The 25,113-nt window shown below is 34.8% G+C and carries 26 protein-coding genes; 16 read left to right on the top strand and 10 right to left on the bottom strand.

Translation table 11 applies throughout. The features are described 5' to 3' along the window. Positions 1 to 432 precede the first annotated feature (432 nt). From V4538_13800 to V4538_13775, 6 genes are all read left to right on the top strand, one after another. Entirely contained in the window at positions 433 to 870 is a 438-nt protein-coding gene (locus tag V4538_13800; GenBank protein ID MES2382116.1) for a helix-turn-helix transcriptional regulator, read from the top strand. A gap of 313 nt (positions 871 to 1,183) precedes the next feature. Further along, positions 1,184 to 1,762 (top strand): DUF5606 domain-containing protein, encoded by a 579-nt coding sequence (locus V4538_13795; protein MES2382115.1) that lies wholly within the window; start codon positions 1,184 to 1,186, stop codon positions 1,760 to 1,762. Positions 1,763 to 1,883: 121 nt separating this feature from the next. Next, positions 1,884 to 3,071 (top strand): chromate efflux transporter, encoded by a 1,188-nt coding sequence (gene chrA, locus V4538_13790; protein MES2382114.1) that lies wholly within the window; start codon positions 1,884 to 1,886, stop codon positions 3,069 to 3,071. A gap of 12 nt (positions 3,072 to 3,083) precedes the next feature. After that, complete coding sequence (locus tag V4538_13785; protein MES2382113.1) at positions 3,084 to 3,719, top strand: carboxypeptidase-like regulatory domain-containing protein; 636 nt, start codon at positions 3,084 to 3,086, stop codon at positions 3,717 to 3,719. Between the two features lie 28 nt (positions 3,720 to 3,747). Further along, positions 3,748 to 5,082 carry an adenylosuccinate lyase gene (gene purB, locus V4538_13780; GenBank protein ID MES2382112.1) on the top strand — a complete coding sequence of 445 codons (1,335 nt, stop codon included), beginning with the start codon at positions 3,748 to 3,750 and terminating at the stop codon, positions 5,080 to 5,082. Positions 5,083 to 5,092: 10 nt separating this feature from the next. Next, positions 5,093 to 5,641, top strand: coding sequence for a hypothetical protein (locus V4538_13775; GenBank protein MES2382111.1), 549 nt, complete (start codon positions 5,093 to 5,095; stop codon positions 5,639 to 5,641). An 80-nt stretch (positions 5,642 to 5,721) separates the two neighbouring features. On the opposite strand, the gene V4538_13770 is transcribed toward V4538_13775, so the two are convergent. The 3 genes from V4538_13770 to V4538_13760 all read right to left on the bottom strand — a co-directional run bounded on the left by V4538_13770 (position 5,722) and on the right by V4538_13760 (position 9,705). Continuing rightward, complete coding sequence (locus V4538_13770; protein MES2382110.1) at positions 5,722 to 6,510, bottom strand: hypothetical protein; 789 nt, start codon at positions 6,508 to 6,510, stop codon at positions 5,722 to 5,724. 73 nt (positions 6,511 to 6,583) lie between these two features. Then, on the bottom strand, positions 6,584 to 7,279 hold the full coding sequence (locus V4538_13765) for a hypothetical protein (GenBank protein ID MES2382109.1): 696 nt from the start codon (positions 7,277 to 7,279) through the stop codon (positions 6,584 to 6,586). A 32-nt stretch (positions 7,280 to 7,311) separates the two neighbouring features. Beyond that, positions 7,312 to 9,705: a thiamine pyrophosphate-dependent enzyme gene (locus V4538_13760; protein MES2382108.1), complete on the bottom strand. Its 2,394-nt coding sequence runs from the start codon at positions 9,703 to 9,705 to the stop codon at positions 7,312 to 7,314. Positions 9,706 to 9,848: 143 nt separating this feature from the next. Here V4538_13760 and V4538_13755 point away from each other — a divergent pair, with 143 nt between their 5' ends. Then, positions 9,849 to 10,247 carry a DUF1573 domain-containing protein gene (locus V4538_13755; GenBank protein MES2382107.1) on the top strand — a complete coding sequence of 133 codons (399 nt, stop codon included), beginning with the start codon at positions 9,849 to 9,851 and terminating at the stop codon, positions 10,245 to 10,247. On the opposite strand, the gene V4538_13750 is transcribed toward V4538_13755, so the two are convergent. After that, a complete protein-coding gene (locus tag V4538_13750) occupies positions 10,244 to 11,335 on the bottom strand; it encodes a BamA/TamA family outer membrane protein (GenBank protein MES2382106.1) in 1,092 nt (363 codons plus the stop codon). The two genes, V4538_13755 and V4538_13750, sit on opposite strands and share 4 nt — an antisense overlap. A gap of 140 nt (positions 11,336 to 11,475) precedes the next feature. Between V4538_13750 and V4538_13745 the strand changes: the two genes are divergently transcribed. The 5 genes from V4538_13745 (at position 11,476) to V4538_13725 (ending at position 16,480) form a co-directional block, all read left to right on the top strand. Continuing rightward, positions 11,476 to 11,859 (top strand): hypothetical protein, encoded by a 384-nt coding sequence (locus V4538_13745; protein ID MES2382105.1) that lies wholly within the window; start codon positions 11,476 to 11,478, stop codon positions 11,857 to 11,859. Between the two features lie 88 nt (positions 11,860 to 11,947). Continuing rightward, positions 11,948 to 12,706, top strand: a complete 759-nt coding sequence (locus V4538_13740; protein MES2382104.1) for an MbnP family protein — start codon at positions 11,948 to 11,950, stop codon at positions 12,704 to 12,706. A gap of 8 nt (positions 12,707 to 12,714) precedes the next feature. Further along, the gene (locus V4538_13735) at positions 12,715 to 13,773 is read left to right on the top strand and encodes a cytochrome c peroxidase (GenBank protein ID MES2382103.1); all 1,059 of its coding nucleotides are present in this window, start codon (positions 12,715 to 12,717) and stop codon (positions 13,771 to 13,773) included. Between the two features lie 46 nt (positions 13,774 to 13,819). Next, positions 13,820 to 14,167 carry a cation transporter gene (locus tag V4538_13730; protein ID MES2382102.1) on the top strand — a complete coding sequence of 116 codons (348 nt, stop codon included), beginning with the start codon at positions 13,820 to 13,822 and terminating at the stop codon, positions 14,165 to 14,167. A 63-nt stretch (positions 14,168 to 14,230) separates the two neighbouring features. Continuing rightward, complete coding sequence (locus V4538_13725; protein ID MES2382101.1) at positions 14,231 to 16,480, top strand: TonB-dependent receptor; 2,250 nt, start codon at positions 14,231 to 14,233, stop codon at positions 16,478 to 16,480. A gap of 22 nt (positions 16,481 to 16,502) precedes the next feature. Here the strand turns inward: V4538_13725 and V4538_13720 are convergent, their stop codons facing one another. The 4 genes from V4538_13720 to V4538_13705 are packed head-to-tail and all read right to left on the bottom strand — an operon-like array spanning position 16,503 to position 19,107. Beyond that, positions 16,503 to 16,760 (bottom strand): hypothetical protein, encoded by a 258-nt coding sequence (locus V4538_13720; protein MES2382100.1) that lies wholly within the window; start codon positions 16,758 to 16,760, stop codon positions 16,503 to 16,505. Position 16,761: 1 nt separating this feature from the next. Beyond that, complete coding sequence (locus V4538_13715; protein ID MES2382099.1) at positions 16,762 to 17,247, bottom strand: hypothetical protein; 486 nt, start codon at positions 17,245 to 17,247, stop codon at positions 16,762 to 16,764. A 6-nt stretch (positions 17,248 to 17,253) separates the two neighbouring features. Next, positions 17,254 to 17,817, bottom strand: a complete 564-nt coding sequence (locus V4538_13710) for a MarC family protein (GenBank protein ID MES2382098.1) — start codon at positions 17,815 to 17,817, stop codon at positions 17,254 to 17,256. A gap of 48 nt (positions 17,818 to 17,865) precedes the next feature. After that, positions 17,866 to 19,107: a competence/damage-inducible protein A gene (locus tag V4538_13705; GenBank protein ID MES2382097.1), complete on the bottom strand. Its 1,242-nt coding sequence runs from the start codon at positions 19,105 to 19,107 to the stop codon at positions 17,866 to 17,868. Between the two features lie 553 nt (positions 19,108 to 19,660). Between V4538_13705 and V4538_13700 the strand changes: the two genes are divergently transcribed. The 3 genes from V4538_13700 to V4538_13690 all read left to right on the top strand — a co-directional run bounded on the left by V4538_13700 (position 19,661) and on the right by V4538_13690 (position 21,684). Continuing rightward, on the top strand, positions 19,661 to 19,915 hold the full coding sequence (locus V4538_13700; GenBank protein ID MES2382096.1) for a hypothetical protein: 255 nt from the start codon (positions 19,661 to 19,663) through the stop codon (positions 19,913 to 19,915). 71 nt (positions 19,916 to 19,986) lie between these two features. Then, on the top strand, positions 19,987 to 20,601 hold the full coding sequence (locus V4538_13695) for an L-threonylcarbamoyladenylate synthase (GenBank protein MES2382095.1): 615 nt from the start codon (positions 19,987 to 19,989) through the stop codon (positions 20,599 to 20,601). 120 nt (positions 20,602 to 20,721) lie between these two features. Continuing rightward, the gene (locus tag V4538_13690; protein MES2382094.1) at positions 20,722 to 21,684 is read left to right on the top strand and encodes a M23 family metallopeptidase; all 963 of its coding nucleotides are present in this window, start codon (positions 20,722 to 20,724) and stop codon (positions 21,682 to 21,684) included. Positions 21,685 to 21,706: 22 nt separating this feature from the next. Here the strand turns inward: V4538_13690 and V4538_13685 are convergent, their stop codons facing one another. Then, entirely contained in the window at positions 21,707 to 22,912 is a 1,206-nt protein-coding gene (locus tag V4538_13685) for a glycosyltransferase family 4 protein (GenBank protein MES2382093.1), read from the bottom strand. A 5-nt stretch (positions 22,913 to 22,917) separates the two neighbouring features. Then, positions 22,918 to 24,342 carry an LptF/LptG family permease gene (locus V4538_13680; GenBank protein MES2382092.1) on the bottom strand — a complete coding sequence of 475 codons (1,425 nt, stop codon included), beginning with the start codon at positions 24,340 to 24,342 and terminating at the stop codon, positions 22,918 to 22,920. Between the two features lie 153 nt (positions 24,343 to 24,495). Here V4538_13680 and V4538_13675 point away from each other — a divergent pair, with 153 nt between their 5' ends. Further along, the gene (locus V4538_13675) at positions 24,496 to 25,107 is read left to right on the top strand and encodes a deoxynucleoside kinase (protein ID MES2382091.1); all 612 of its coding nucleotides are present in this window, start codon (positions 24,496 to 24,498) and stop codon (positions 25,105 to 25,107) included. The last annotated feature ends 6 nt before the right edge of the window (positions 25,108 to 25,113 follow it).

The following is a 25,113-nucleotide window of genomic DNA, read 5'->3' as shown; positions in this document are numbered from 1 at the left end:
ATAAATAAATGGATAGAATGAGTGTAGGTGGAGTAGTATAGGCTTTTTTCGGGCATGTGTAAAGTAATTTTGTTCATATAAGCGTAAAACAAAAATAATACCAATTTTTATATTTAATAATATACAAAGCTGAATTTGCCATTATTTAACCGCATCCCTTATTCCATCCGGTATGCTTATTTATTCCTTTTTTAGGTAGTAAGTATCAGGTTGTTTGTAAAAATGTACTTAAAATTTAAATTGTAATACCCACAATAATAAATTATTATAAGTTTTATTGCGCAAGCAGCCAATATTCCCGAAAAAATAAGGTATTTATCCAATTATTATTATTTGTATAAATCATACTTTGTTATATATTTGGGATAACATGGCTTTAATTTAAAGTTAATATGTGTTTCGATATATATAAATTGATAATTTTTAAACGATATGACAACCAAAGAAGACAGAATAAAACAAGTCAGAAAACACTTTAATTTATCAAAGAAGCAATTCGCTGAAATAATTGGTATGAGCGAAATTACTATTGTGAAAATTGAAAGTGGCGAGAACAAAGTAGGCGCAGTAACACAAAGAAATTTCCTGAAAGCATTTCCGCATGTAAACAAAGATTGGTTTATACTAGGCTTAGGCAGCATGCTTACCGAAGAGTACACCACCGCCAATGAAGATGGTGTTGCATACCCTGATACCAGAAATATGAACGACAGCGATGATGTAATAATAAGAGGTGGCAAAGTGTATATGGATATTACGAGTGCCTTCAAATCATATTTTGATGATATTGATTTTATTAACCATATGTTTTCAAACAAACAAAATAGTTGGAGACCAACCGTAGAAAAGTTAAGTAAAATAAGAAAGTAATATTACAGCCCTTTAATTAACAAAACTAAAAAAGCCTTTAGCCATAAACTAAAGGCTTTTTTAGTTTAATAACTATTCGTTTATTGGTAAAGACGTTGCATGCAACGTCTCTACATGTTGGTCATTCACGTAATTTTTTGCAAACAGGCACCCCATTTTTGCTTTATAGCCTATTAACATAATCACCCAATCAACTCTAAATAACTAATAACTAGATTACTGCCCATATACAGGCAAAAACTTATCATTTTAAATTTGCGGCTTTATAAAATATTTTGGTACTTTCGCCTTCTAATTAAAATTTTAAACAGGAATGGAATTAAAAGATATAGTAGCTGTATCCGGCCAAAGTGGTTTGCACAAAATTATTGGCAGAACTAAAAATGGGTTGATTTTAGAAACAATAGGAAGCGGAAAAAAATTTGCAACAGGTTATCAGGATAGAGTTAGTATTTTAGAAGATATAAGCATGTACACCCAAGAAGGTGATATGCGTTTATCAGAAGTATTGGTAAAAGCACAAACTGCCGGTAAAGTACCAACGGCAAAAGACGATGCTAAAGTACAACGCGATTTTTTAATTAAAACAATAGGTTTAGACAGCGAAAGAGTTTACGATAGCGATATTAAAAAGTTTTTTAACTGGTACAATGCTTTAAAAGATGTGTTGGATTTTGCCAAATTAGGCGAAGAACCCAAAACAGAAGAAGCAGCTACTACCGAAACAGGCACTGACGAAGCAGCAACTCCGGCAGCAGAAGAAAAACCTAAAAAAGCAGCAGCTAAAAAAACTGCCGCTAAAAAAGTAGCAGCCCCTAAAACCACAGCGGCTAAAACAAACTCAAAAGGAGCAGGCGCAGCAAAAACCACTTACAGACCAAAATCGGTTTAGTAAAAGGTTTATGTAATATAATAAAATCCATCACCATATAACTGTTGATGGATTTTTTTTTGGATATTGCCACTTTATAAGAAGTAATGGCTGTTTAACAGTTAAATTTAGTTTTTAATAAATGAACACAATTAAATTTAAACACTTTAGGCGTATTGTTTTTTTGCTTGATGTATTAAAGCTGGCATTAACCGCATTTGGGGGGCCCCAAATACATTTGGTGCAGTTTCAAAAACTACTCATCAACAAAAAGAAATACATTACCGATAGTGAGTTAAAAGAGTTGAATTCATTTTGCAGTATGTTACCCGGGCCAACCTCCACCCAAACCATAACCGCCATAGGGTTTAAAATAGGAGGGCCTAACCTGGCTTTTTTAACACTTACCGTTTGGGTATTGCCCGCCAGCCTGTTTATGACCGCCTTTGCCATTATTATACATTACTATGCCATTGATAACCCCAAGCTTGATTTTTTAAAATATATACAGCCAATGGCCGTTGGTTTTATTATTTATGCAGCCTACCAAATTATAAATATGTTTGTGAGCAAGCCTTACCACTGGCTTTTGGCTATATTAGCTGCTACCGCAGGTATTGTTGTACACTCACCCTATATGTTTCCTATTATTTTATTTGTGGGTGGCATTATATCAAGCCAGGTAAATAAAAGTAAAATAGGCAAAGTAGCACCCATTAAAAATATAAACTGGAGTAACTTTTTCCTGTTTATTGGCGTACTGTTACTGGCTGCCTTTTTAGGTGCGTTTACCGAAATAAAATGTATTTTATTGTTTGAAAATACATACCGGTACAGCAGCATTGTTTTTGGAGGCGGCCATGTATTAATACCCATGTTGTACAATCAGTTTGTACAAATAAAACAATATTTAACAGCCAACGAGTTTTTGGCCGGAGTCGGTTTGGTACAGGCTATGCCCGGCCCTGTGTTTAGTATAGCCACTTACAGTTGTGCTATGGCTTTGCAGGAGTGGGGCATATACGGGCAACTACTGGGTGCAGCCATAGGAACAGTAGGTATATTTTTACCCGGTACCTTTTTAATATTTTTTACCTACCCCATTTGGGATCAGTTAAAAAACTATAGCCCCGTAAAAAACGCTATAGAAGGAATAAATGCAGCCAGTGCCGGGTTGGTATTTGCATCGGCTTATTTGTTGTTTCAGCCGGTAGAATTAAATCAGGCAAATATGATTGTACTTTTACTAACTTTATTTTTACTTTTGAGCACTAAAGTACCCAGCACCGTTTTAGTGGTGCTAGCCATATTAGCCGGTATTTTTTATTAATGTAATTTGTATATGAAAAGGATAAATTTAATAGTATTTTATGTGTTGTTGTTAGTATCCTTTAAAGGCATACAGGCACAAACCGACACGCATAAGGACGATTTGGTGCAGTTGAGCGGTTTTATTGTTACTGCCGATAGTGTTAGTGTTATACCCTACGTTACCGTACGTATTTCAGGCACCAACCGTGGAGTGTTTTCCGATATGAGTGGCTTTTTTAGTTTGGTTTGCAAAAAATCAGACCATATAGTTTTTACCGCATTGGGCCAAAAACCAACCATTTATACCCTGCCCGATAATATTGAAAACAATAAACTAATAACCGTTATAAAAATGGACGAGGATACCTTTTACTTACCCGAAGTAGTAGTAAGGCCCTATTCAACCCCGCAGGAATTAGACTATTATTTTGCCAAAGCAAAAATACCGGGTAGCTCCCTTTCACAAGCCTATGCCAACTTAAACAGAGTACCTTACAGTATTTTAGAAAAAGGCATTTTGCCCGATGGGATGGAAACAGGCAGGTGGTACCAACAGTCGCAAGCCGAAAGGTTATACTATAACGGACAAACACAACCTATTCCAATAGCCGATTTAGGTAACTGGTACCGCTTTATAAATTCCCTTGGCAAAAAGAAAAAGAAATAATTAAATCCATATAACAAATCAATTAAACATGCTTCAAGTATTAACTGCAATTTCACCCATTGACGGACGTTACCATAAACAAACAAACAACCTTTCAGCTTATTTTTCAGAGTTTGCATTAATAAAATACCGTGTATTAATTGAAATAGAATACTTTGTTTTTTTACACAAACAAAACCTGCCCCAACTGGCTAAGTATAATATTAGCGAAGATAAATTAAGGGCTATATACAAAGACTTTACCCTTGCCGATGCTGAGCAAATAAAGGATATAGAAAAAACAACCAACCACGATGTAAAAGCGGTTGAGTACTTTATAAAGAAAAAATTTGAAGCGCTTGAATTGGCTGATGCCAGCGAGTTTGTACACTTTGGTTTAACCAGTCAGGATATTAATAATACAGCCATTCCTTTAAGCATTAAAGATGCTATGCAACAAGTTATGTTGCCTGCTTTGCAGGAAGTAGTTGATAAAATATTGGCGCAAGCCAACGAGTGGACCAATGTTCCAATGTTAGCCAGAACACACGGACAGCCCGCTTCGCCTACCCGTTTAGGAAAAGAGTTGATGGTATTTGTAAGCCGTTTAAACGAGCAAATAAAACAGCTACATGCTATTCCGTATTCAGCTAAGTTTGGTGGTGCTACCGGTAACTTTAATGCACACCACGTAGCTTACCCTCATACTGATTGGTTAGCGTTTGGTAATGCGTTTTGCGCCAACTTAGGTTTATCGCGCTCCAACCCAACTACCCAAATAGAGCATTACGATAACTTAGCCGCTTTGTTTGATTGCTTAAAACGTATTAATACCATACTCATTGATTTTAGCAGAGATGTTTGGCAATACATAGCCATGGATTACTTTAAACAACAGCTAAAGCAAGGTGAGATAGGCAGTAGTGCCATGCCGCATAAAGTAAACCCTATTGATTTTGAAAATGCAGAAGGTAACCTTGGTATGGCCAATGCTATTTTTGAACACCTCTCAGCTAAATTACCCATTAGCCGCTTGCAACGCGATTTAACGGATAGTACCGTTTTAAGAAACGTAGGCGTTCCGTTAGCACATAGTTTAATTGCCTTTAAATCGTTAACACGTGGTTTAGATAAGTTGTTACTGAACAGCGCTAAAATAGAAGACGACCTAAACAATAACTGGGCGGTAGTAGCCGAGGCTATCCAAACTGTATTGCGCAGAGAAGCGTACCCGCAACCATACGAAGCTTTAAAAGCACTAACACGTACCAACGAAAAAATTGACTCAAAAAGCATACACACGTTTATTAGTATGTTAGATGTGAGTGAAGAGGTGAGAAAAGAATTACTTAATATTACACCGTTCAATTACACCGGAATTTAATTTTTACCTTATGAGGAATTTTCTTTTAATATTAATACTTGTTGGCGCATTGTTTTCAAACTCTTGTTCTAATAACGGCCCAACGGTTAGTGGATTAATAGATACCTCAAAATGGGTTTTAAACGCTAAGGGCCCCACTTATGACCCTAAAACGCCTCGTTTAAACGCGCAGGTTGAAAGCAATGAACAGCCTAACGAGTACCAGGAAAAAAAGCAAACACTCTCAGATGGAACAGTATGTATGAGCTGGAGTAATGCCGGTTTTAAGAGTGGTAACGAAGCCATTCGTTTTTACCAAAACTTACAACTGAATATTCGTTACAATGAAAAAGACCTGATAGCTAAATTAATAAAATTTCCTTTGCGCGATTCAACAACGAAGCAAGAGTTTTTAGATAGGTACAACGATATTTTTGACCCCGAATTCAGACGCGAGTTGTTAGAGCAAAACCCTTTTCAACTATACCGCGATTCAAACGGATGTATGGCCGGTAACGATGGTCAGCTTTGGTTCAGACCCAAAGGCAACACATTTGAAATATTTGAATTGAACTGGTAAAAACAAAAACGTATAATTATAAAAAAGCCATTTGAATAAGTATTCAAATGGCTTTTTTGTGTGAAGAATAGATGTTTTAATTACAAACGTGCATCGCTTACAATTAAATCAATCGGGCTAATATTCAATATGGGGAAACTGGCTTGTTTCACCAATTGCTCTGAATACTTGCCTGTAAAAAACGATTTAAAGTTAACTTCCTGCTCGGTCATAATAACAGCTAAGTCAGGGTTTATTTCTTTAGCGTAGGCTAAAGTCTGGTCGGTTATGTTTCCGCCCAAACGCACTTCTATAGTGCTGTTTAAACCATTTTCGTTAATTTTATTACTTACCTGGCGGCTGTAATTATTTACAGTGGTTTCGCTGTCTTTATCTTTATCGCCACTTACGCCAATAATTTGAATCAATGAATTAAACCTTTTGCCTATACCAATAGTAAACGGCCCTTTTTGGCGGGTTTCGTAACTGGTATCAATAGGTATTAGTATTTTTTCGAAGCTGGTAATGGTACAGTTACTCGGAATGGTTAAAATAGGTTTCTTTAAGTTGTCGATTAGTTTTACTGTATCAGCAAAAGTAAGCAACCCATCTTTCGAATCTTTGTTATTTGTACTTACAATAATAAGGTCCGCATCTATTTCGGTAGCGGTATGAATCAGATCTTTGTAACTTAAATTATGCACAGTTTGTAGTGTGTGGTCAGCATTACTTAGTTTATTGCCAACAGCAGTGTTGCTTTCCGTATCCGGAAGCATTACATGTAATTTGGCATTAAACTTATTGCTTAAAGTTACCCCCAGTTGTAGCAAAGCGTCAAAATTGGGTGATTTATGACAAGCTAAAATGATATTTGATAAAGTCAAGTCCATGGCTTTTATGTTTTATTTGGGTTCAATTAACACATAAAAATGATAAAAGTCAAGGATTAACTGTAATATTTATTTAACGTCCGCCATTTGTAAGCCTGTTTAAATATTCTTTGGCTACAATAAAATCAGGGAATTCTCTAATGGCTGCTTCAAAATATTTTTTGGCACTTGGCAAATCGCGGTCGCGTTGAGCACTCATAATAGCACGCATATTTAAGAGTGCCGCTTTTAACGGAACCTTTTGTTTTTCGGTTTCGCTAATCATAAAGTCAATACTATCGTGACCGTTTACAGCCATTTGCTCCAGTTCTTTTAAGTTGTTTTCTGCTGCTTGGAAATTACCTGTACCAAAATGAGTAGCCGTAATTCTATACAAGTATTCCGGTTTTTTATTAATAGCATACAATTGGTTGTATAAGCTCATTTGCTCTTCTACTTTACCCATTTGCTCCGCACACAAAGCTTTTATTAAAAGTAATCTTTCGCTTTTAGGATTGCGTTTTAAAGCAGCTTCAGTTACTATATCGCAAGCCATTATATTGTTTATGGCAGCATATAACTCTGGTAAAGTATCAGCGTATACCGTTTGTGTACTATCGTTTATTAAAATCATTTGGCAAGCCATAATAGCGGTAGGGTAGTCTTTACCATCCATACTTTTATTAAACAGCTTTTTGTAGTTGTCTGTTGATTGGGTGTTGTTGCTATTGTTATTTTTACAAGCAATAACGCTGCTTATTAAGCATAATACTATCAGTATTCTTTTCATTCTGTTTTTGTTGAGTTGTTAATTTTTGTTTGTTATATAAATTTAGGAAAATAACCCGGTTCGTAATCGGCCATTACTTCGCAAATAATTTCAAATATGTCTTCTGCATTTGGTTTGCTCCAGTAGTCGCCATCTGTTCCGTAAGGAGGGCGGTGTGCTTTGGCTGAAATGGTAATTGGTTTATAGTCTAAATATTGATAAGCATTTTGTTTCTCCAGTACTTGTTGCATCATATAAGCACTTGCTCCACCCGGTACATCCTCATCTAAAAATACTACTTTATTGGTTTTTTTAATGGAGTTAACAATGCTGTGGTTTATGTCAAAAGGTAATAATGTTTGTACATCAATTAGCTCTACACTAATGCCTATTTCTGCTAATTGTTTAATAGCATCTTCTGCTATGCGGGTACAGCTACCATAAGTTACAATGGTTATATCGGTTCCTTCTGCCAGCACTTCGGGTTTACCCAATGCCACTTTAAACGCTCCCACATTTTCGGGCATTTTTTCTTTTAAACGATAACCGTTTAAGCACTCTATTACCAAAGCAGGTTCGTCACTGGCTAAAAGGGTATTGTACATACCGGCAGCTTGTGTCATGTTACGGGGTACACAAATATGCATGCCTCGCAGCGAGTTTATAATCATACCGATTGGTGAACCTGAGTGCCAGATTCCTTCTAACCTATGCCCACGTGTGCGCACTATTAACGGGGCTTTTTGCCCGCCTTTGGTACGGTATTGTAAGGTAGCTAAATCATCGCTTAAAGGTTGTAATGCATATAGTAAATAATCCAGGTATTGAATTTCGGCAATAGGTCTTAAACCACGCATAGCGGTTCCTATACCTTGCCCCATAATAGTTAATTCTCTAATACCCGTATCGCTTACCCTGCTTTCGCCATATTTTTCCTGTAAGCCTGCAAAGCCTTGGTTTACGTCTCCAATTTTTCCAACATCTTCGCCAAATGCTAAAACTCTCGGGTCGTTAGCCAATGCGTTATCAAAGCAGGCTACCATTATCTCTCTGCCATCAACCATTTTTGAATCTTCGTTGTAAACAGCAGCTACTTCCTGTGTTTTTAAAGCACTGTTTGCCGATTCACTGTGCAGGTATGAATTGTATCTTTCTTCGTTGGCCTTTAAGAAATTTTGTTTGTAGTTTATTAACTCATTGCGTTCGCTGCTTGTTTCTTTGTAAGTGTAACGCAAAGCTTGGTTAATGGCTAAAGCTATATCTTTTCTTATTGGTTCGTTAATGTTTTGCAGCTCGTTTACCAAGCTACTTATTTTTTGGTTTTGTGTAGCACCGGCTAAGTTGTTTAACAGGGTACAGGCTTCTGCTACATCGTGCTTAATTGGAGCTAAGTACGCTTCCCAAGCTGCTTTTTTACTCACGTTTACATGAATTTGTGCTTCGTTTTCAAGGGTGCTTAATTCTTCAGCGGTAGCAATATTGTTTTGAATAATCCAGTTTTTAAACTGGGCATTACAATCGTATTCTGTTTCCCAGGCTAAACGTTCTTTTGTTTTGTAACGCTCGTGCGAGCCACTGGTACTGTGGCCTTGTGGTTGTGTTAACTCGGTAACATGTATTAGGCAAGGTACGTGTTCTTCGCGGGCTATTTTGCCTGCTTTTTCATATACGCTGCAAAGGGTTACATAATCCCAACCTTTAACGGTGAAAATTTCATAACCGTTGTTATTGGCATCTCTTTGAAAGCCTTTTAAAATTTCGCTTATGTTTTCTTTGGTAGTCTGGTATTTAGCCGGTACTGAAATACCAAAGCCATCGTCCCAAACGGAGGCCACCATAGGTATTTGTAAAACACCTGCTGCGTTAATAGCTTCAAAAAAATGTCCTTCGCTACTGCTCGCATTGCCTATGGTTCCCCAAGCTACTTCGTTTCCGTTATTGCTAAATTGGTTTTGACCAATTTGTTGTGCGTGTGTTCTGTAATATTTACTGGCTTGCGCCAAGCCAACTAAACGAATCATTTGACCTGCCGTTGGCGAAATATCGCTCGATGAGTTTTTTAGGTTTTTTAAATCTTTCCAATTCCCATTTTCGTCCAAGCTACGTGTTCCGTAGTGGCCATTCATCATTCTGCCTGCACTTGCCGGTTCTGCTTCCACACTGGTGTGAGCGTACAGTTGTGCAAAAAATTCTTGCACGGTAAGCAAGCCTGCTGCCATCATAAAGGTTTGATCGCGGTAATAGCCACTTCTAAAATCACCGTTTTTAAAAGCTTTGGCCATAGCAATTTGTGGTAATTCTTTTCCGTCACCAAAAATTCCAAATTTAGCCTTTCCTGTTAATACCTCTTTCCTGCCTAATAAACTGGCTTGGCGGCTTGTAAATGCTATTTTGTAATCTTCTAAAACTATTGCTTTAAAATCATCGAATGATAAGTTGGCCTGCATGCTATTCATTAAATAAATATTTAGATTTTGCCAAACGTAATAGATTTTAACAATTCCGCCAAACATGGGGTAAAATTTTGTGGTTTATGTGTAAAATATTAGTTCAGCAGTAGGCCTTAATAATTATTTGATATATTTGGCTAATGAAAAAAGTGCTTGTTTGTTTTTTGTTCAGCTTTCTTTTTATCGGTTTTGCATTTGGTCAAAATGAAGCAAGCAAAAAGCCTGTTATTACTTTTGTTAAGGATTATTTTGATTTTGATACCATTCCGAAAGGAAAACAGGTTACCTGTAAAATAGAATTTACCAATACGGGTAGAGAGCCATTAATTATAAAAAATGTACAGGCCGCTTGTGGTTGTACGGTGGCTAACTGGAGCAAAAAGCCTATTAAGAAGAATAAAAGGGGTTTTATTGAAATAACGTACAGCGCTACTTTAATTGGCGCATTTTCTAAAAGTTTAATTATTGAATCGAACAGTACAACTCCTTTTCGTAGTATATATGTAAAGGGTTACGTATTTGATTTTACGGGTTATTAAAAAACTTCGGTTATTTGAAAATACAAACCACTGTTATTATCTACTCCCCAGGCATAATCAAAACGCAGGTTTGTGCGTTGCTCTTTTTGTATTTGAAAACGTAAGCCTGTACCTATATTGGGGTTGTAGTATTTTATAGCATCGTTACTTTCGCTTACGGTTGAAACACCTGCAAAAGCAACCCCACCTAACCATTTCCAAATATTAGCACGTAATTCTGTTTCAAACGTTAAAAATAAATTTCCCCTGTAGCGCCCTTGTGCATAGGCTCTGGTTGTAAAATAGCGTCCAAATTGGGGCATTACCATATAGGGTATGGTTCCAATGGCTTGCTCTCCTAAAAAGCGGCTGGCTAATACCAACGATTTTTTTGTTTTGAAGGAATGGTAATAACGGGTATCTAATTTTATGTTTATCCAGTTTTGGGTACTGCCAAGCCAACCGGCATAGTCGTTTATGGAAAGTTCCAGGTATTTGCCTTTATATGCATTTTGAACATTGTCACGGCTATCAAATATGTAATGAATGCCTATACCTGAAGTAATAAAACTTTTGGTACCAACAGCAGTGTTTTCAAAAAAACTGATGGAGTCGTTTTTGTCTGATTGAATATCCCAGCAATTAAACAACCGATATTGTAATCCTATAAACTGGTATTTCTTTAACTTTTTAAGTATGCGTTCCTCAAACTCAATGGCTTTGTAGTTTATACGCTCTTTTACCAAATCGTTATTATTGGTGCGTGCACCTAGTTGATAGGTAAACTCGGGCCAGCTTAAAAATTGTAGTTTACCTTGCTGTATCCACTCTTCGTTTTTTGAAAATATCTGGTGGTTTATTTGCGCTGCAAACTGTCCGTTGGTAGTTTTTATTACATAGGCTTGCGCATTGCTGTATCGGGTAGTTTGGGCAGGGCCAAGCAGGAAGTTAACATTGGTTAAAACACCATAGCCAAAACCAACAAAAGGGTCGCTCACAATAATGGGCAGGAGGGAGTAGCTTACTTTTTTTGCAGAGTCTGATTGCGCAAAACTTTTTTGTACATACAAGCCTATTGTTAAAATAAAAACAATAAAATAAAATTTCATGCGGCTATACATCCTGTTGTTTTTGTTCAATGATAAAATTATTATTTCAAATAAAACGATAATTAAAAATTACTTAAAATAATGCATGAACAGATTCAGTTATACTATTTAGATAAATAATTTGTATACTTGCTATGCTTTTGAAAAAGGTAATTTATATATTATTTGTTTTTTACTATGTGCTTCTTGCTACTAATGTAAGTGTTGATTTGCATTTTTGTGGAGGTAAGGTTACGGATATTGGCTTTTTTGAGTCGAATAAAGACGATAACTGTGCATGTAATAAAATGGCAAAAAGCAATTGTTGCGATGATGTAACAATTGTATCTAAATTTGATGGTGCGGGTGCTATAAACAAGCCAATCAATTTTAGTTTTAAACAACCTTTAGTAAGCACTTCGCTTTTTACTTTTGTAGTTCAGTCAATTATATATAGTAACACTGCAACTGTTTTTACTCCTCCATTTATTGTTTATCCGCCCGGAATATTGAAACACCTGAGTAGTGTTTTTTTACGTATATGATATAGTTTGTATTTTTAGTGTATTAAACCACTAAATGTATCTTTAGCTATTACATCTATACTTAATAACAATATAAATAATAAATTAAATGAAAAATACTATAATAATGATAAGCATGTTGGCATCTGTTTTTATGACCGCATGTACAAAAGAAAAAGAAACCACAACCGGTGATCCTATTATGACGGCTGATATTAATTTAAGCTTTAACAATACTATAAATGGTAACGCTATTAATATGGGTCAGATTGCTTATAAAAATACAGCTAATAACATGTATAGTGTTACTACGCTTAAGTATTATATCACTAATGTTTCGTTGGTTGATGAAAACAACAAGGAGTGGTTTGCTAAAAACTATAATTTAATTGATTTGGAGGAGCCAAGTCAAAATACGTTTACATTAACAGATGTACCTAAGGCAAAATATAAAACCATTAAGTTTATAGTTGGGGTTGACTCAACAAGGAATACAAGTGGCGTACAAGATGGTTTTTTAGACCCAAGCTATGGTATGATATGGACCTGGAATACGGGTTATATTTTCTTTAAGCATGAAGGTAATTTTACGAACTCAAGCAGCAATACCCAAGCCTTGCGTTTTCATTTAGGAACCAATGCTGGCCGTACTTTTGTAGAGTTTCCTTTGCCTTTGGTTGATGTAAACGGTACTACTAATAAGCTGACTATTAATTTTGACTTGAATAAAGTTTACGAGGGAATCGGAAACAATATTGATTTCAATGTTGATAATGACCGCCAATCAGTAGATGCGGGAGATTCATTTTGGATAATGAATATGCGTGCTAATTTGCCGAGGGCTTTTACTTTTGGTAAGGTTGAGTAATTATTACCATGAGAAAGATATTTGTTTTGATAAACATGGTAATAATTACCGTGTTTATTGCTTGCGAAAAAGACCCAACTACTGTTGTAACGGGAACGAACAGTTATAAAGCAACTCCTTATACGCTTAAAAGACCAGTTAATTTTCCCAACTTTGCTATTCCTGCTGATAACCCAATGACGGTGGAAGGGGTAGCTTTGGGAAGGAAATTATTTTACGACCCTATTTTATCGGCTAATAATATGCAGGCTTGTGGTAGCTGCCATAATTCAAACTTTGCTTTTACTGATAGTACTTTGCAGTTTAGTAAAGGAATTACGGGTGAAATTGGTACCAGAAATGCCATGCCAATAATGAACCTGGCTTGGGAGAAAAAGTTTTTTTGGGACGGTGGAGCTGCTACATTGGAAGACCAAGTAATTGGTCCTATAACCAATCCTGTTGAGATGCACGAAACTTTGCCTAATGTATTGGCTAAATTGAATAGTCACCCTGAATACCCTAAGTTGTTTAAAAATGCTTTTGGCTCGGATAGTATTACTACTAAATTATTGATGAAAGCAGTTGCTCAATTTGAAAGAACATTGATTTCGGCTAATAGTAAGTACGACCAGTTTGAAAGAGGCGAAGTTGATTTAAGCATAGAGGAACTGGAAGGCAAAGCTATTTTTGAGGATATGAATAAAGGTGATTGCAATCACTGCCATGTTACGGGTAGTACTTTTACTGATTTTGATTTTAAGAATAATGCTCTCGACTCTATTTTTACGGATATGGGCAGGTATAAAATTACGCTTAATGATGCTGATAAAGGTAAGTTTAAAACACCTTCGTTAAGAAATATTGAGTTAACTGCTCCTTATATGCATGATGGTAGATTTAAAACTTTGGAGGAGGTGGTGGAGCATTACAACAGTAATTTTCATATTACGGAAACTACTGATGTAAATATAAAATTATCTAAAAGGGGTAGAATGACTCCGGAGGAAAAAGGAAAGCTTATTTTGTTTTTAAAAACACTAACGGATACGGAATTTATTAATAACCCTAATTTTAAAAAACCTTAAGGTTATATTGTTTAAACAAGGGCTGTAGCCCATAAATATTAAAAATATGAAAAAAATAATTTGTCTGATTTGTATGGTATTGGGTTTGTTTGTGCATGCCGAATCGCAAAAACCGATTAAAGCTAAAATTAAAGTTTTTGGCAATTGCCCACAGTGTAAGGAGCGTATAGAAAATGCGCTTGATGTAAAGGGTATAAAAATGGCTGACTGGAATATTGACTCCAAAGTATTGGAAGTAGTATATCAGCCTGATAAAATTACCATAGAGAAAATACATGAGCTTGTGGCACAAAGTGGCCACGATACGGAGAAAGCAAAGGCACCGGATAAAACGTATTTAAAACTACCGGAGTGTTGTATGTATCGTGATAATGATAACACGCATCACGACTAAAATTCTTTATTTTATTAGTTGAATATCCGTACTTTTTAGTACGGGTATTTATTATTTTATAGTATGAAAAAAATAACGCTGAGTTTCTTTTTCGGGTTACTTACTGTATTGGTTTTTGCTCAGTCGCCAGCAGTATTAAAAGGTATTGTTATTGATACGGATTTGAAAGGAAACATAAACCCTATACAAGGTGCTTTGGTGAGGTGGTTAAACACTAAACTAATTGTTAGTACTGATAGCAATGGGGTTTTTATAATACCTCAATCGGATGAAACAAAATATATTGTTGTGTCGTATGTTGGTTATAAAACGGACACTATTTTGGTTGCTGAACGAAAATTTGTGAAGGTATTATTGATTAATAAAAACAAGCTGAACGAAGTAAATATACAGGTTGAACGTAAGTCATCTGAAGTAAGCTTTATTGATCCCTGGAAAACTACCATTATGAACGAGAAGGAATTATTTAAAGCTGCTTGCTGTAATTTAAGTGAGAGTTTTGAAACCAATCCTTCTGTTGATGTAAATTTAACGGATGTTATTACGGGCAATAAGCAAATACAAATGTTGGGTCTTGCCAGTCAGTATACTTTGCTAACGCAAGAATCATTACCGGGTGCTAGGGGATTAGCTGTTAATTATGGTAATAGTTACACACCCGGAACCTGGCTTAATAGTATTCAGGTAACGAAAGGAATTGGGTCTGTGGTAAATGGATTTGAAAGTGTGGCAGGACAAATTAATACGGAGTTGCATAAATCGGATGTAAAGGAAAGGCTTTATTTTAATGCTTATGCCAGTGAGGGTGGACGTTATGAAGTTAATTTAAATCTGGCTCAAAAAGTTTCTTCTTCATTTTCGCATATGGTGCTATTGCATGCAAGCGCATTGACTTTAAAAATGGATAATAACGATGATGGTTATTTAGATAATCCGTTGGGGAACCAATTAAACGGTATGTACCGGTTTAAATTTGACCAAGGCAAGGGTTTTGTTGTACAAGGAGGTTTAAGGGTATTAACTGATAGTAAAGTGGGTGGACAAAAAAACTTTGAGTTAAATGCTGATACTGTTTTGAACCCTAGATTGTATGGTACGCAAGTAAAAGCGGAAAGACAGGATGCATGGCTGAAAATAGGTTATTTGTTTAGTAATAAAGTTTACAAAAGCGTGGGGTTACAAGTACAAGGTGTAAACCAAAAGTACGATGCTTTTTTTGGTAATAATACATATGATGGGAAACAGCAATCGCTTTATGCTAACTTAATTTACCAATCATTAATTGATAATAGTAACCATAAATTTAGAACGGGTATTAGTTTTAGTTACGATAAGTATGATGAGCAATTATATAATTATACTTTGTATCAATTTAACAGAAAGGAAATAGTAAGTGGTGTTTTTGGCGAGTATACTTATACTTATTTGCCTGATTTTACTTTGGTGCTTGGAAACCGTATTGATTACAATAACTTGTATGGTTTATTTTATACGCCCCGTTTGCACGTTCGTTATGCTTTAAACAAACAAGCCGTTTTGCGTTTAAGTGCAGGAAGGGGACAACGTACGGCTAATATTATTGCTGAAAATACGGGCATATTGGTAAGTGCAAGAAGATTTGGTTTTGCGTCTGATTACACTCAAAATGCATACGGATTACAACCGGAAGTAGCCTGGAATTATGGCTTGTCTTTTACAAAGGATTTTAAATTAAATTATAGAAAAGGTACGTGGTCGGTTGATTTTTACTATACCCATTTTGTCAATCAAATAGTGGTTGACAGGGACTATAATGCGCAACAGGTTTTATTCTATAATTTAAATGGTTCGTCTTACTCAAACAGTTTGCAGCTTCAACTGGATTATGAACCTGTAAAGAGATTGGATGTGCGACTGGCTTATAGATTGTATGATGTACAATCGCAGTATTTGAATGGTATGCACATGGCTCCTTTAATTGCTAAGCACAGGGCTTTTGCAAATGTAGCTTATACCACTAAAAATAAATGGAGTTTTGATGTAACATGGAATTGGATTGGGCAAAAGCGTTTGCCTTATACGTTAAATAATCCGGGTGATTTGCAGTTAAACTCATTCTCGCCAAGTTATTCTCTTGTAAATACGCAGATAAGTAAGTCGATGTTTAATAAGAAATTTGATGTGTATGCAGGTCTTGAAAATGTATTTGATTTTAAGCAATACAATACCATTATTGATGCGCAAAATCCTTTTGGTAGCTACTTTGATGCTAGTATGGTATGGGGGCCTGTTTTTGGCCGTATGTGGTATACGGGATTAAGATTTAAATTTTAAAGAATGGCAAAGACTTCTTCTGTCAGTCTTTTGGTTTTGCAATAAAAGCAGTGTAAGCAAATGCCAGTGCACCTAATACTAAAATAGTAATTAAACCATAACTTTCTTTTTTTGACAGGTCGAAAATAATATAAGCAATCATGGACCAAGCTATGGCTGTTTTTAAAAAAGCAGCTCCGTATCGTCCTAAGTTGAATTTGGGTAGTAAGTAATATATTAAACCAATACTTGCTGCTATTGAAACAACAATAATTAAAAAGCTTGTTGAAAAATTATTCATGTTAATTAAAGTAATGTTTTATCCATTGCAAATATTCTTCGGCTCTTTTATTTGAATAGAGTAATGCAATAATCAACAAAATAGATTGTAATAACATACCGCTTGCCAAACCCTTTAACGAAATATTATCAATAGTAATAAAAAGTATAATGGTGGCGAAAACTAAAAACCCAAAAAATACTATTACCATTATTTTGTTCATGGTAATTTGTTTTAAAACCCGGGGCATTTCATATATAAGCATATTTTCTGTTTTTTCAGTGCTATATGCTTTTACTTTTACTTTATTGTTTCTGGCCTTTGCTATTATTACTATACCCAAAATAATTTGTACAATAGAAAATAAGAAAAGGGTAATGGACATACCATAATAAAAGGGGTCTTTGGTTTGAGATGATAAAACGACTGAAGTTGAAAAGGAAATTACTCCGAATAGACTCAATAAGATTCCTTCTGCTTGTTCAGCACTAAAATATTTTTTTATCATAATTATTTAAAAATTTGATTTGAAGATTTTTACTGCAATTGAAATAAGGATTACTCCGAAAAACTTTCTGATAAGTCCCAAGCCTGCATTGCCTAAAATTCTTTCAATCCAATTGGTGGATTTTAGTACTATATATATTAGTACCAGGTTTAATAAAATACCAATTAAAATGCTTTGGTAATCGTAAACGGCTTTCATTGAAATAATGGTAGTAAGAGTTCCTGAACCAGCAATAATTGGAAATGCTATGGGAATAATACTACCTGTTTTATCTGTTGGATCTTGTCTGAAAATGTCAATTCCCAAAATCATTTCTAAGCCTAAAATAAATATAACGATTGAACCTGCTACTGCAAATGATGCTAAATCAACACCAATTAGTTTTAACAGTTTATCGCCAAGTAACAAGAAGATAATCATAAAAGCACCTGAGGCTAAAGTTGCTTTGCCGCTATCTAAATGTTTTTGCTTATTTTTTATAGATATAATAATTGGCAAAGCACCTATAATATCTATAATAGCAAATAGGGTTAAGCTAATGGTTGTTATATCCGAAAATGAAAAGTTCATTAAGCAAATATAAAAGAATAAAACACAATCTTAAATACTTATTAAAAATCAGGCTTCCAATAGTTGTTTTCTTAACATGTCAAGAGCCATTAAAGTGCTTCTAATTATGGTTCTCTCGCGGTTATCACCCATATTAAATTTTTGAGCTGTTATTTTATTTTTAGTACCCACTGCTATCCAAACTGTACCTACAGGTTTATCGTCAGTGCCACCACCAGGTCCGGCTATACCACTTGTAGCTATTCCATAATCAACATCCATTTTTTCAATTATTGCCTGGGCCATTTGTGTTACACACTGTTCGCTAACGGCTCCATGTTGTTCAAGTATTTCATTGCTTACATTTAGTTCCTGTTGTTTTATTTTGTTGTCGTAACTAATAATGCTTCCTGTAAAATATTTTGAACTTCCGGCAATGGATGTTATTTGATGTGCTATATAACCTCCTGTACAACTTTCGGCAGTGGCTATTGTTTTTTCTTTGCTGTTTAATAGTACGCCTATTACTTGTGGTAAACTATCGTCTCCTTCACCAAAAATATATTCGCCTATGGTTTCATAAAATTGGTTTGCAATAACAGCTACTTCCTGTTCTAATAATTGTTTATTGTTTCCATAAGCACTTAAACGTAATCTTACTGCTCCAACTGAAGGTAGGTAAGCTAATTTAATATATGCAGGTAACGCCTCTTCAATGTGTTTAATTTTTTCTGCTAAAAAACTTTCGCCTATTGAGCATGTTTGAAATGTTCTATGGTATATAGAAGGTAATTCAAATTTTTGCTTTAATAATGGAATAGCTTCTTCTGCAAAAATTGTTTTCATTTCAAATGGAACTCCCGGTAATGAAATATAAATTTTATTGTTTACATCAAACCACATACCCGGAGCTGTTCCACTTTTATTCCATAACACATTACAATTTTTTGGAACCATTGCCTGTTGTAAGTTTATATCAAGCATAGGTGTTTTACGTAATCGGAAAATATTATTTACCCATTCTAATACTTTATCATTTTGTATAAGTGATGTATTGAAAAATTCGCATAGGGTTTGTTTTGTTATATCATCTTTGGTTGGCCCAAGTCCGCCTGTTAAAATTATAATGTCACTTCTCTTTGTTGCATCATGTAAGCAATCTAAAATTTGTTCTTTGGTGTCGCCACAAGCACTGCGTTGGTATAATGTAATGCCTAGTGCACTTAGCGATTGGCCAAGCCATGCACTGTTTGTATCTATTACTTGCCCTATTAATAATTCATCGCCTATAGTTATAATTTCAGCTTTCATTTATATTATATATTTTATGTTTATGTATTGCATTCAACGTTACAATTATTTTGTTTTATATCTATTTATAATGCTATAAATATTTGTTGTGTTTTTTTAAAGATGTTGTATAATAAATTATACTATTTTTATTCTTTATTGTTTTAAAATTTAACATTTCTGTTTTTGTATAATCATTTTTTTATGAAACGTTTTATTTGTACTTATAAAAAAATGTTTTACATGTAATCTTTGTGAGTGCCTTTAAAAATGCTTGTTCCCAACGATGTGATGATAGCATATAACAATAATTTTTTTATAAATTATTTATTGAGCACATAATTTGTTTATAAGAGGTTTATAAATTTTTATCTAGTTAACCACAACATTATAAAAAATAATGAAAGCTGAAAACAATAGTAAAATCAACGCTTCGCACGTATATCTATTCACTTATCAACAAGAAAATGATAGACATAAAAGTGTTTTTTGTTTTTATTATTCATTAAACACTTGACATTTAAGTATGCTATTATAACTTTGTTTTTGTAATCAATTAAATAAATCAACAACTATGGCAACAACTAAAAAAACAAAAAAGGCAGCTCCTACTAAAAGTGCAGCTCCTAAAAAAGTAGCTAAAAAAGCAGCAGCAAAAAAAGCAGCTCCTAAAAAAGCAGTTAAAAAAGCAGCTCCTAAAAAAGTAGCTAAAAAAGCAGTAGCTAAAAAAGCGGCTCCTAAAAAAGCAGTGAAAAAAGTAGCTAAAAAAGCAGTAGCTAAGAAAGCAGCTCCTAAAAAGGCAGCTAAGAAAGTAGCTAAAAAAAAGTAATTCGTTAATTACACTTGCTTAAAAGCCTTATCAAAATGATGAGGCTTTTTTAGTTTATAAAAGATTGAAATATGATTATTAATTTACATCCTAAAAACCCGAATCCACGCCAACTAAAACAAGTAGTTGATATAGTAAATAATAATGGAGTAATTATTATTCCAACGGATACTATTTATGCAATGGCTTGTAAACTGGATAGTAAAAAGGCTATTGAACGTATGTGTAAAATAGCGGGTAAGAAAGCTGATAAAGTAAATTTTTCATTGGTATGTGCCAGCTTATCGCATTTAAGTGATTATGCTTCGGTTATTGATAAGTCAGTTTTTAGATTGATGAAAAATAATTTACCGGGCCCTTTCACTTTTATTTTAAAGGCTAATAATAATGTAACAAAATATTTTGAAGGCAATAAAAAATCAATTGGCATTAGGGTTCCTGATAATATAATAGCCCAAACACTGGTTACTGAAATTGATTCGCCATTGGTTGTAACTTCTATTCATCATGATGATGAAATTATAGAATACATGACGGATCCCGAAGAGATACACGATAAATTTGAACACTTGGTTGATGCTGTAATTGATGGTGGCAATGGCGGGAATATTCCTTCCACTATTATTGATTGTAGTAACAATGAAATAATTATGGTGAGGCAGGGAAAAGGTATTATAAATGAATAATATTTATACTCACAATTTATACCACTACATAAATTAAACTAAGTAATGCGTTATTTTTGGAAGTTGTTAGTTAATCATTTTTGATTTTACTAATTTGATAACGGTATTATACATTACTAAATGATAAAGAGAATATTTTTTATACTTACTATAGGTTTGTTTTTTACCGGCATGGCTTCGGCCCAGGTAGAAATTAATGAACCTGATAGTACTGATGTGCTGGAAACGGAAGAGGAGGAAGAGGATACGGAAGGCGAGGAGGAAGCCCGGGAGTATGACAGTGTGGTAGTTGAAAATGATGGTCCTTACTGGGATTTTTTGCGTCCGCGTAATTTTAACTTTGATACAAGCAATGCTCCTGCTAATACTTTTTACGCTATATGGGATACTGTTGTAATCAATCCTTATAAAATTGATTTAAAAGGCATGATTGATACCATTGTTTTACCATTGGTAAGTGATGGTTGTGGTTTTCATCCGCCAGCAATTGGCGACTTAAGTTCAACGTTTGGTTTTAGAAACTGGGGGAGGCGTTTAAAGTTTCATTTTGGTGTTGATGTAAGAATGGATATTGGCGATCCGGTTTATGCTGCGTTTGGTGGTGTGGTGCGTATTGCTAAAAAAAGCTCGGACTACGGTTACATGGTATTGATTAGACATGATAATGGTTTGGAAACTTTATATGCTCATTTCTCTCAATTGCTTTGTTATGTTGGGCAAACGGTAAAGGCATCGGATATAATTGGCTTAGCCGGAAGTACCGGTAGGTCTACAGGGCCGCATTTACATTTTGAAGTACGTTTTAAAGGGGAAAAGATTAATCCTAACCGCTTGGTTAATTTTCCTTCGGGCTCATTGCTTTCTGATACTTTACAAATTGACCAATCGTGCTTTAAACACTTGTATGAAGTAAAGTCGGCAAAGCTTAAAGCTAAAATTCCTAAATATATAAAAGCACGCAGAGGCGATACGCTTTTGAAAATTGCACATGCTTACGGCATACCTGTTAAGCGTTTAGCTAAACTAAATAAACTATCGAAAAAGAGTAAAATTAAAAAGGGCAGACGAATAAGATTACGTTAAAATGTAACGCTAAAGTATACGCTTAGATTTTGTTTATGCTTTCGTAAAACTGTAAGGTATTCGCTATTATTTTTTTGTTGTCGTATTTTTCTTTAGCCAACTCTAAAGCTTTGTTTCCAATCTTTGTTATTTCGTCCGGATTATCTATCAGGTAGCTTATTTTTTCTTTAAACTCTTCGGCTGTATTGGCTATTAATATATGTATACCATCTATTACTTCTATACCTTGGGCACCGAGTGTGGTTGATATAATACATTTACCAAGCCCCATTCCTTCGAGTATTTTTACTCGTATTCCGCTACCTGAAAACAGGGGTACTACCATAATGGCTTTTTCGTTCATGAAACGAATAGCATCATCAATTTCACCTAAAACAGCAATATGGTTTTGGTTGTTGTAATCAAAAAATGAGGTTGGAATATTACGCCCTGCCAGGTAAAATTTTAACTCGGTATATTTCTGACTGATGTCGTACCAAACGTTTTGAATAAACCATTTCATGGCTTCCTGATTAGGCATCCAATCCATAGAGCCAATATGGAAAAGGCTTGGCATCTCAAGTTGTGAATTATCAACTACTAATTTTTCTAAATTGATACCGAAAGGTGAAATGTGTATTGGTTTTTTACATCCTGTGCTTCTAAACGAATTGGCATCTTGTACGGTAATAGCTAAAATGCCATCGAACTTATTTAACTGTTCTACTTCAAATTTATACAGTCGTTTGGCTAATAAATTCAGGTACCATTTTTTTACTATGTTGGTTTCTATATTGGCTAATGATTGCCAAATTTGGTACTCCACATTGTGTTGTCGCAATATGCATTTTGCTTTGCTATACTTTTGAATAATGTCCAGATACGGTGCTACAAAAATGGTTTCAAATACTACTACATCAAATGTTTTTGTCTGACATAATTCTATTAGTTGTTCTTCAAATTCTTTGGAAACAAATCTTTGTACGTGGTATGAATCATCGCTGAATAAATTTAAAAATGCATCAACGGGTTTTATCTGGTTATCGACAAAGGTTAAATGTATATCGCCTAATGCTTTTACATGCTCTGGTAATTCATCGTAGGTTATAAAGTGTTTTGAAGTATTTAACGAGGCTATTGTTAAATTAATTCCAGCTTGCTCGTAACCTTTTGAATAGTTGTAGTAGCATAGTGCACCCCCATCTTTTAAAGGCCAAGGAAAACGTGGCGTTATTTGTAAAATATTCATGTACTTTATTTTTGTTTTTTTGAAAAACGTTTTATTAAACTAACGTATGCTGATTTATCAAACAAGGCACTATCGTTACTTGCCTGAAAGGTTAGAAAGAAACCTAATGGGGTTAATATGATTACACCAATCCAAATACCTGAAAAGGGTGACCAAGCCATTGTTTTGGCTGCTTTTTCGCCACTTAACGAAATAATGTGGTAGGTTAAATATAATAGTATGGATACTACTACGGGTAAACCAAAACCGCCTTTGCGTATAATGGAACCTAATGGCGCACCAATAAAAAACATAACTATACAGGCTATGGCTAGTACTAATTTTTTATGCCATTCTATATCGTAACGGGCTGCGCTCTTTTTTATATCCTGACGTTCGTTAACGGAATAGGCTACTATGTTTTTAATAGCGCGTGCATTACTCTCTGCACTGGTAATAATATTATTCTTAACTGATGGATGAATTAACCCTAAAATGGTTTTTGCTGTATCAACTATTGGGGCAAATGCCATAGCACTTTGTACGGAATCTTTTTTTAGCCAGTAATAGTATGGTTTTACAAACTCTTTTAGTTCAATGGCCTTTCTGTATTTTACTGTCTTTATAGAGTCGCTGTAATATTGTAATTCCATAATGTTTAGCATTTCGTAATTGTGCTTAAATAAATCTTCGTCCGTTCTGTTAAATTTAAACAGGGCTAAATCGAAAGTTATTTTTTCTTTACTAAAATACGTAGTAGCGTGAGGAAAAGTTCTGTAATAATCTTTTTGTGTTTCCATTTCCTCATATCGGGCACCTTCATATAGGGTGAAAAATAAAAACCGTCCATCTTCACTTAGGGTCATGGTGCCTTTTTGTGCTGATATAACTGTTGCATGGTTCATATTATTACGCCTGTCGTAAATAATAATGTCATGCATTTCCTGGGTTGTTTTATTTTTTTTGCCTATGCGTAATGTTATACCTTGAATACCGCTGTAAAATACGCCTTCGGTAATGGCCAGTGCGGGTTTCTTTTCTCTTACATCATATAACAGGGAACGGCTTTTTAAATTGGCTTCAGGAATTAATATATTGGAAACAAAAATACCAAAAATGGCTACTCCTAACATAACGGTGTACATGGGGCGGAACATTTTCCAGATGGAAACCCCTGCTGCTTTTGCGGCAACTAACTCGTAGGTTTCGCCTAAGTTACCAAATGTCATAATGGAAGCCAATAAAACTGCTAATGGCATGGCTTGCGGAATAAGTGAGGCTGACCAGTAGAAAAGTAACTCGGCTATAACCTGCCAATCTAAACCTTTACCAATTAATTCATCAACATATAACCAAACAAACTGCATGAGTAATATGAACATAACTACCACAAAGGTGGGGAAGAAGGTTCGGAAAAAGCTGCCTACAATTAATTTATTAAGTTTTTTCATTCAGTAAAAATGATTGCGCAAAGTAATATATTTTGCCATGTTAACTTACTATGTTTTCAATAACTATACCGTAAAAATTGTTTTGTTGAAACTGTGTTTAAATCATTTGTTGTTAATACTCTAAACTCGTGACTTATTAAATTAGGAAAAAATATGCATTTAGCTATTGCTGGAAATATTGGGTCGGGAAAAACAACTCTAACTACGCTTTTAAGTAAACATTACAACTTTGAACCTCATTATGAAGATGTAGAGGACAATCCTTACATATCTGATTTTTATGAGGATATGCAACGCTGGAGTTTTAATTTGCAAATTTATTTTTTAAATAGCAGGTACAGCACCATTTTACAATTACAAAAGGGTAAAAAGAATATTATTCAAGATAGAACGATATATGAGGATGCTAATATTTTTGCACCTAACTTACACTCAATGGGTTTAATGAGTACGCGCGATTTTGAAACGTACCAAAAAATGTTTGAATCGCTTAACCATACTATTAAAGCGCCTGATTTAATGATTTACCTGAGGGCTTCTATTCCCACTTTGGTTAATAATATCCAGAAAAGGGGCCGCGAATATGAAGACAGTATTCGTTTGGATTATTTGAAACGTTTGAATGAGCGCTATGAAGCATGGATTAGCACTTACAAACCCCGTCATTTAATTATTGAGGTGGATGATTTGAACTATGCTGAACGCCCTGAGGATTTAGGTAAAGTAATTGATAAAATACAGGCTGAGCTAAACGGATTGTTTTAAGTTATC

The sequence above is a fragment of the Bacteroidota bacterium genome (genome assembly GCA_040388375.1).
In the GTDB taxonomy this organism is placed as follows: domain Bacteria; phylum Bacteroidota; class Bacteroidia; order UKL13-3; family UKL13-3; genus JAAFJM01.
Note: the sequence above shows the minus strand (reverse complement) of the source record. Positions and strands in the feature narration are given on the sequence as shown.

Bases quoted from the DNA above. Each gene is read 5' to 3' on its own strand.
- V4538_13800 (MES2382116.1), top strand. From the start codon at position 433: ATGACAACCAAAGAAGACAGAATAAAACAAGTCAGAAAACACTTTAAT.
- V4538_13795 (MES2382115.1), top strand. From the start codon at position 1,184: ATGGAATTAAAAGATATAGTAGCTGTATCCGGCCAAAGTGGTTTGCAC.
- chrA (MES2382114.1), top strand. From the start codon at position 1,884: ATGAACACAATTAAATTTAAACACTTTAGGCGTATTGTTTTTTTGCTT.
- V4538_13785 (MES2382113.1), top strand. From the start codon at position 3,084: ATGAAAAGGATAAATTTAATAGTATTTTATGTGTTGTTGTTAGTATCC.
- purB (MES2382112.1), top strand. From the start codon at position 3,748: ATGCTTCAAGTATTAACTGCAATTTCACCCATTGACGGACGTTACCAT.
- V4538_13775 (MES2382111.1), top strand. From the start codon at position 5,093: ATGAGGAATTTTCTTTTAATATTAATACTTGTTGGCGCATTGTTTTCA.
- V4538_13770 (MES2382110.1), bottom strand. From the start codon at position 6,510: ATGGACTTGACTTTATCAAATATCATTTTAGCTTGTCATAAATCACCC.
- V4538_13765 (MES2382109.1), bottom strand. From the start codon at position 7,279: ATGAAAAGAATACTGATAGTATTATGCTTAATAAGCAGCGTTATTGCT.
- V4538_13760 (MES2382108.1), bottom strand. From the start codon at position 9,705: ATGCAGGCCAACTTATCATTCGATGATTTTAAAGCAATAGTTTTAGAA.
- V4538_13755 (MES2382107.1), top strand. From the start codon at position 9,849: ATGAAAAAAGTGCTTGTTTGTTTTTTGTTCAGCTTTCTTTTTATCGGT.
- V4538_13750 (MES2382106.1), bottom strand. From the start codon at position 11,335: ATGAAATTTTATTTTATTGTTTTTATTTTAACAATAGGCTTGTATGTA.
- V4538_13740 (MES2382104.1), top strand. From the start codon at position 11,948: ATGAAAAATACTATAATAATGATAAGCATGTTGGCATCTGTTTTTATG.
- V4538_13735 (MES2382103.1), top strand. From the start codon at position 12,715: ATGAGAAAGATATTTGTTTTGATAAACATGGTAATAATTACCGTGTTT.
- V4538_13730 (MES2382102.1), top strand. From the start codon at position 13,820: ATGAAAAAAATAATTTGTCTGATTTGTATGGTATTGGGTTTGTTTGTG.
- V4538_13725 (MES2382101.1), top strand. From the start codon at position 14,231: ATGAAAAAAATAACGCTGAGTTTCTTTTTCGGGTTACTTACTGTATTG.
- V4538_13720 (MES2382100.1), bottom strand. From the start codon at position 16,760: ATGAATAATTTTTCAACAAGCTTTTTAATTATTGTTGTTTCAATAGCA.
- V4538_13715 (MES2382099.1), bottom strand. From the start codon at position 17,247: ATGATAAAAAAATATTTTAGTGCTGAACAAGCAGAAGGAATCTTATTG.
- V4538_13710 (MES2382098.1), bottom strand. From the start codon at position 17,817: ATGAACTTTTCATTTTCGGATATAACAACCATTAGCTTAACCCTATTT.
- V4538_13705 (MES2382097.1), bottom strand. From the start codon at position 19,107: ATGAAAGCTGAAATTATAACTATAGGCGATGAATTATTAATAGGGCAA.
- V4538_13700 (MES2382096.1), top strand. From the start codon at position 19,661: ATGGCAACAACTAAAAAAACAAAAAAGGCAGCTCCTACTAAAAGTGCA.
- V4538_13695 (MES2382095.1), top strand. From the start codon at position 19,987: ATGATTATTAATTTACATCCTAAAAACCCGAATCCACGCCAACTAAAA.
- V4538_13690 (MES2382094.1), top strand. From the start codon at position 20,722: ATGATAAAGAGAATATTTTTTATACTTACTATAGGTTTGTTTTTTACC.
- V4538_13685 (MES2382093.1), bottom strand. From the start codon at position 22,912: ATGAATATTTTACAAATAACGCCACGTTTTCCTTGGCCTTTAAAAGAT.
- V4538_13680 (MES2382092.1), bottom strand. From the start codon at position 24,342: ATGAAAAAACTTAATAAATTAATTGTAGGCAGCTTTTTCCGAACCTTC.
- V4538_13675 (MES2382091.1), top strand. From the start codon at position 24,496: ATGCATTTAGCTATTGCTGGAAATATTGGGTCGGGAAAAACAACTCTA.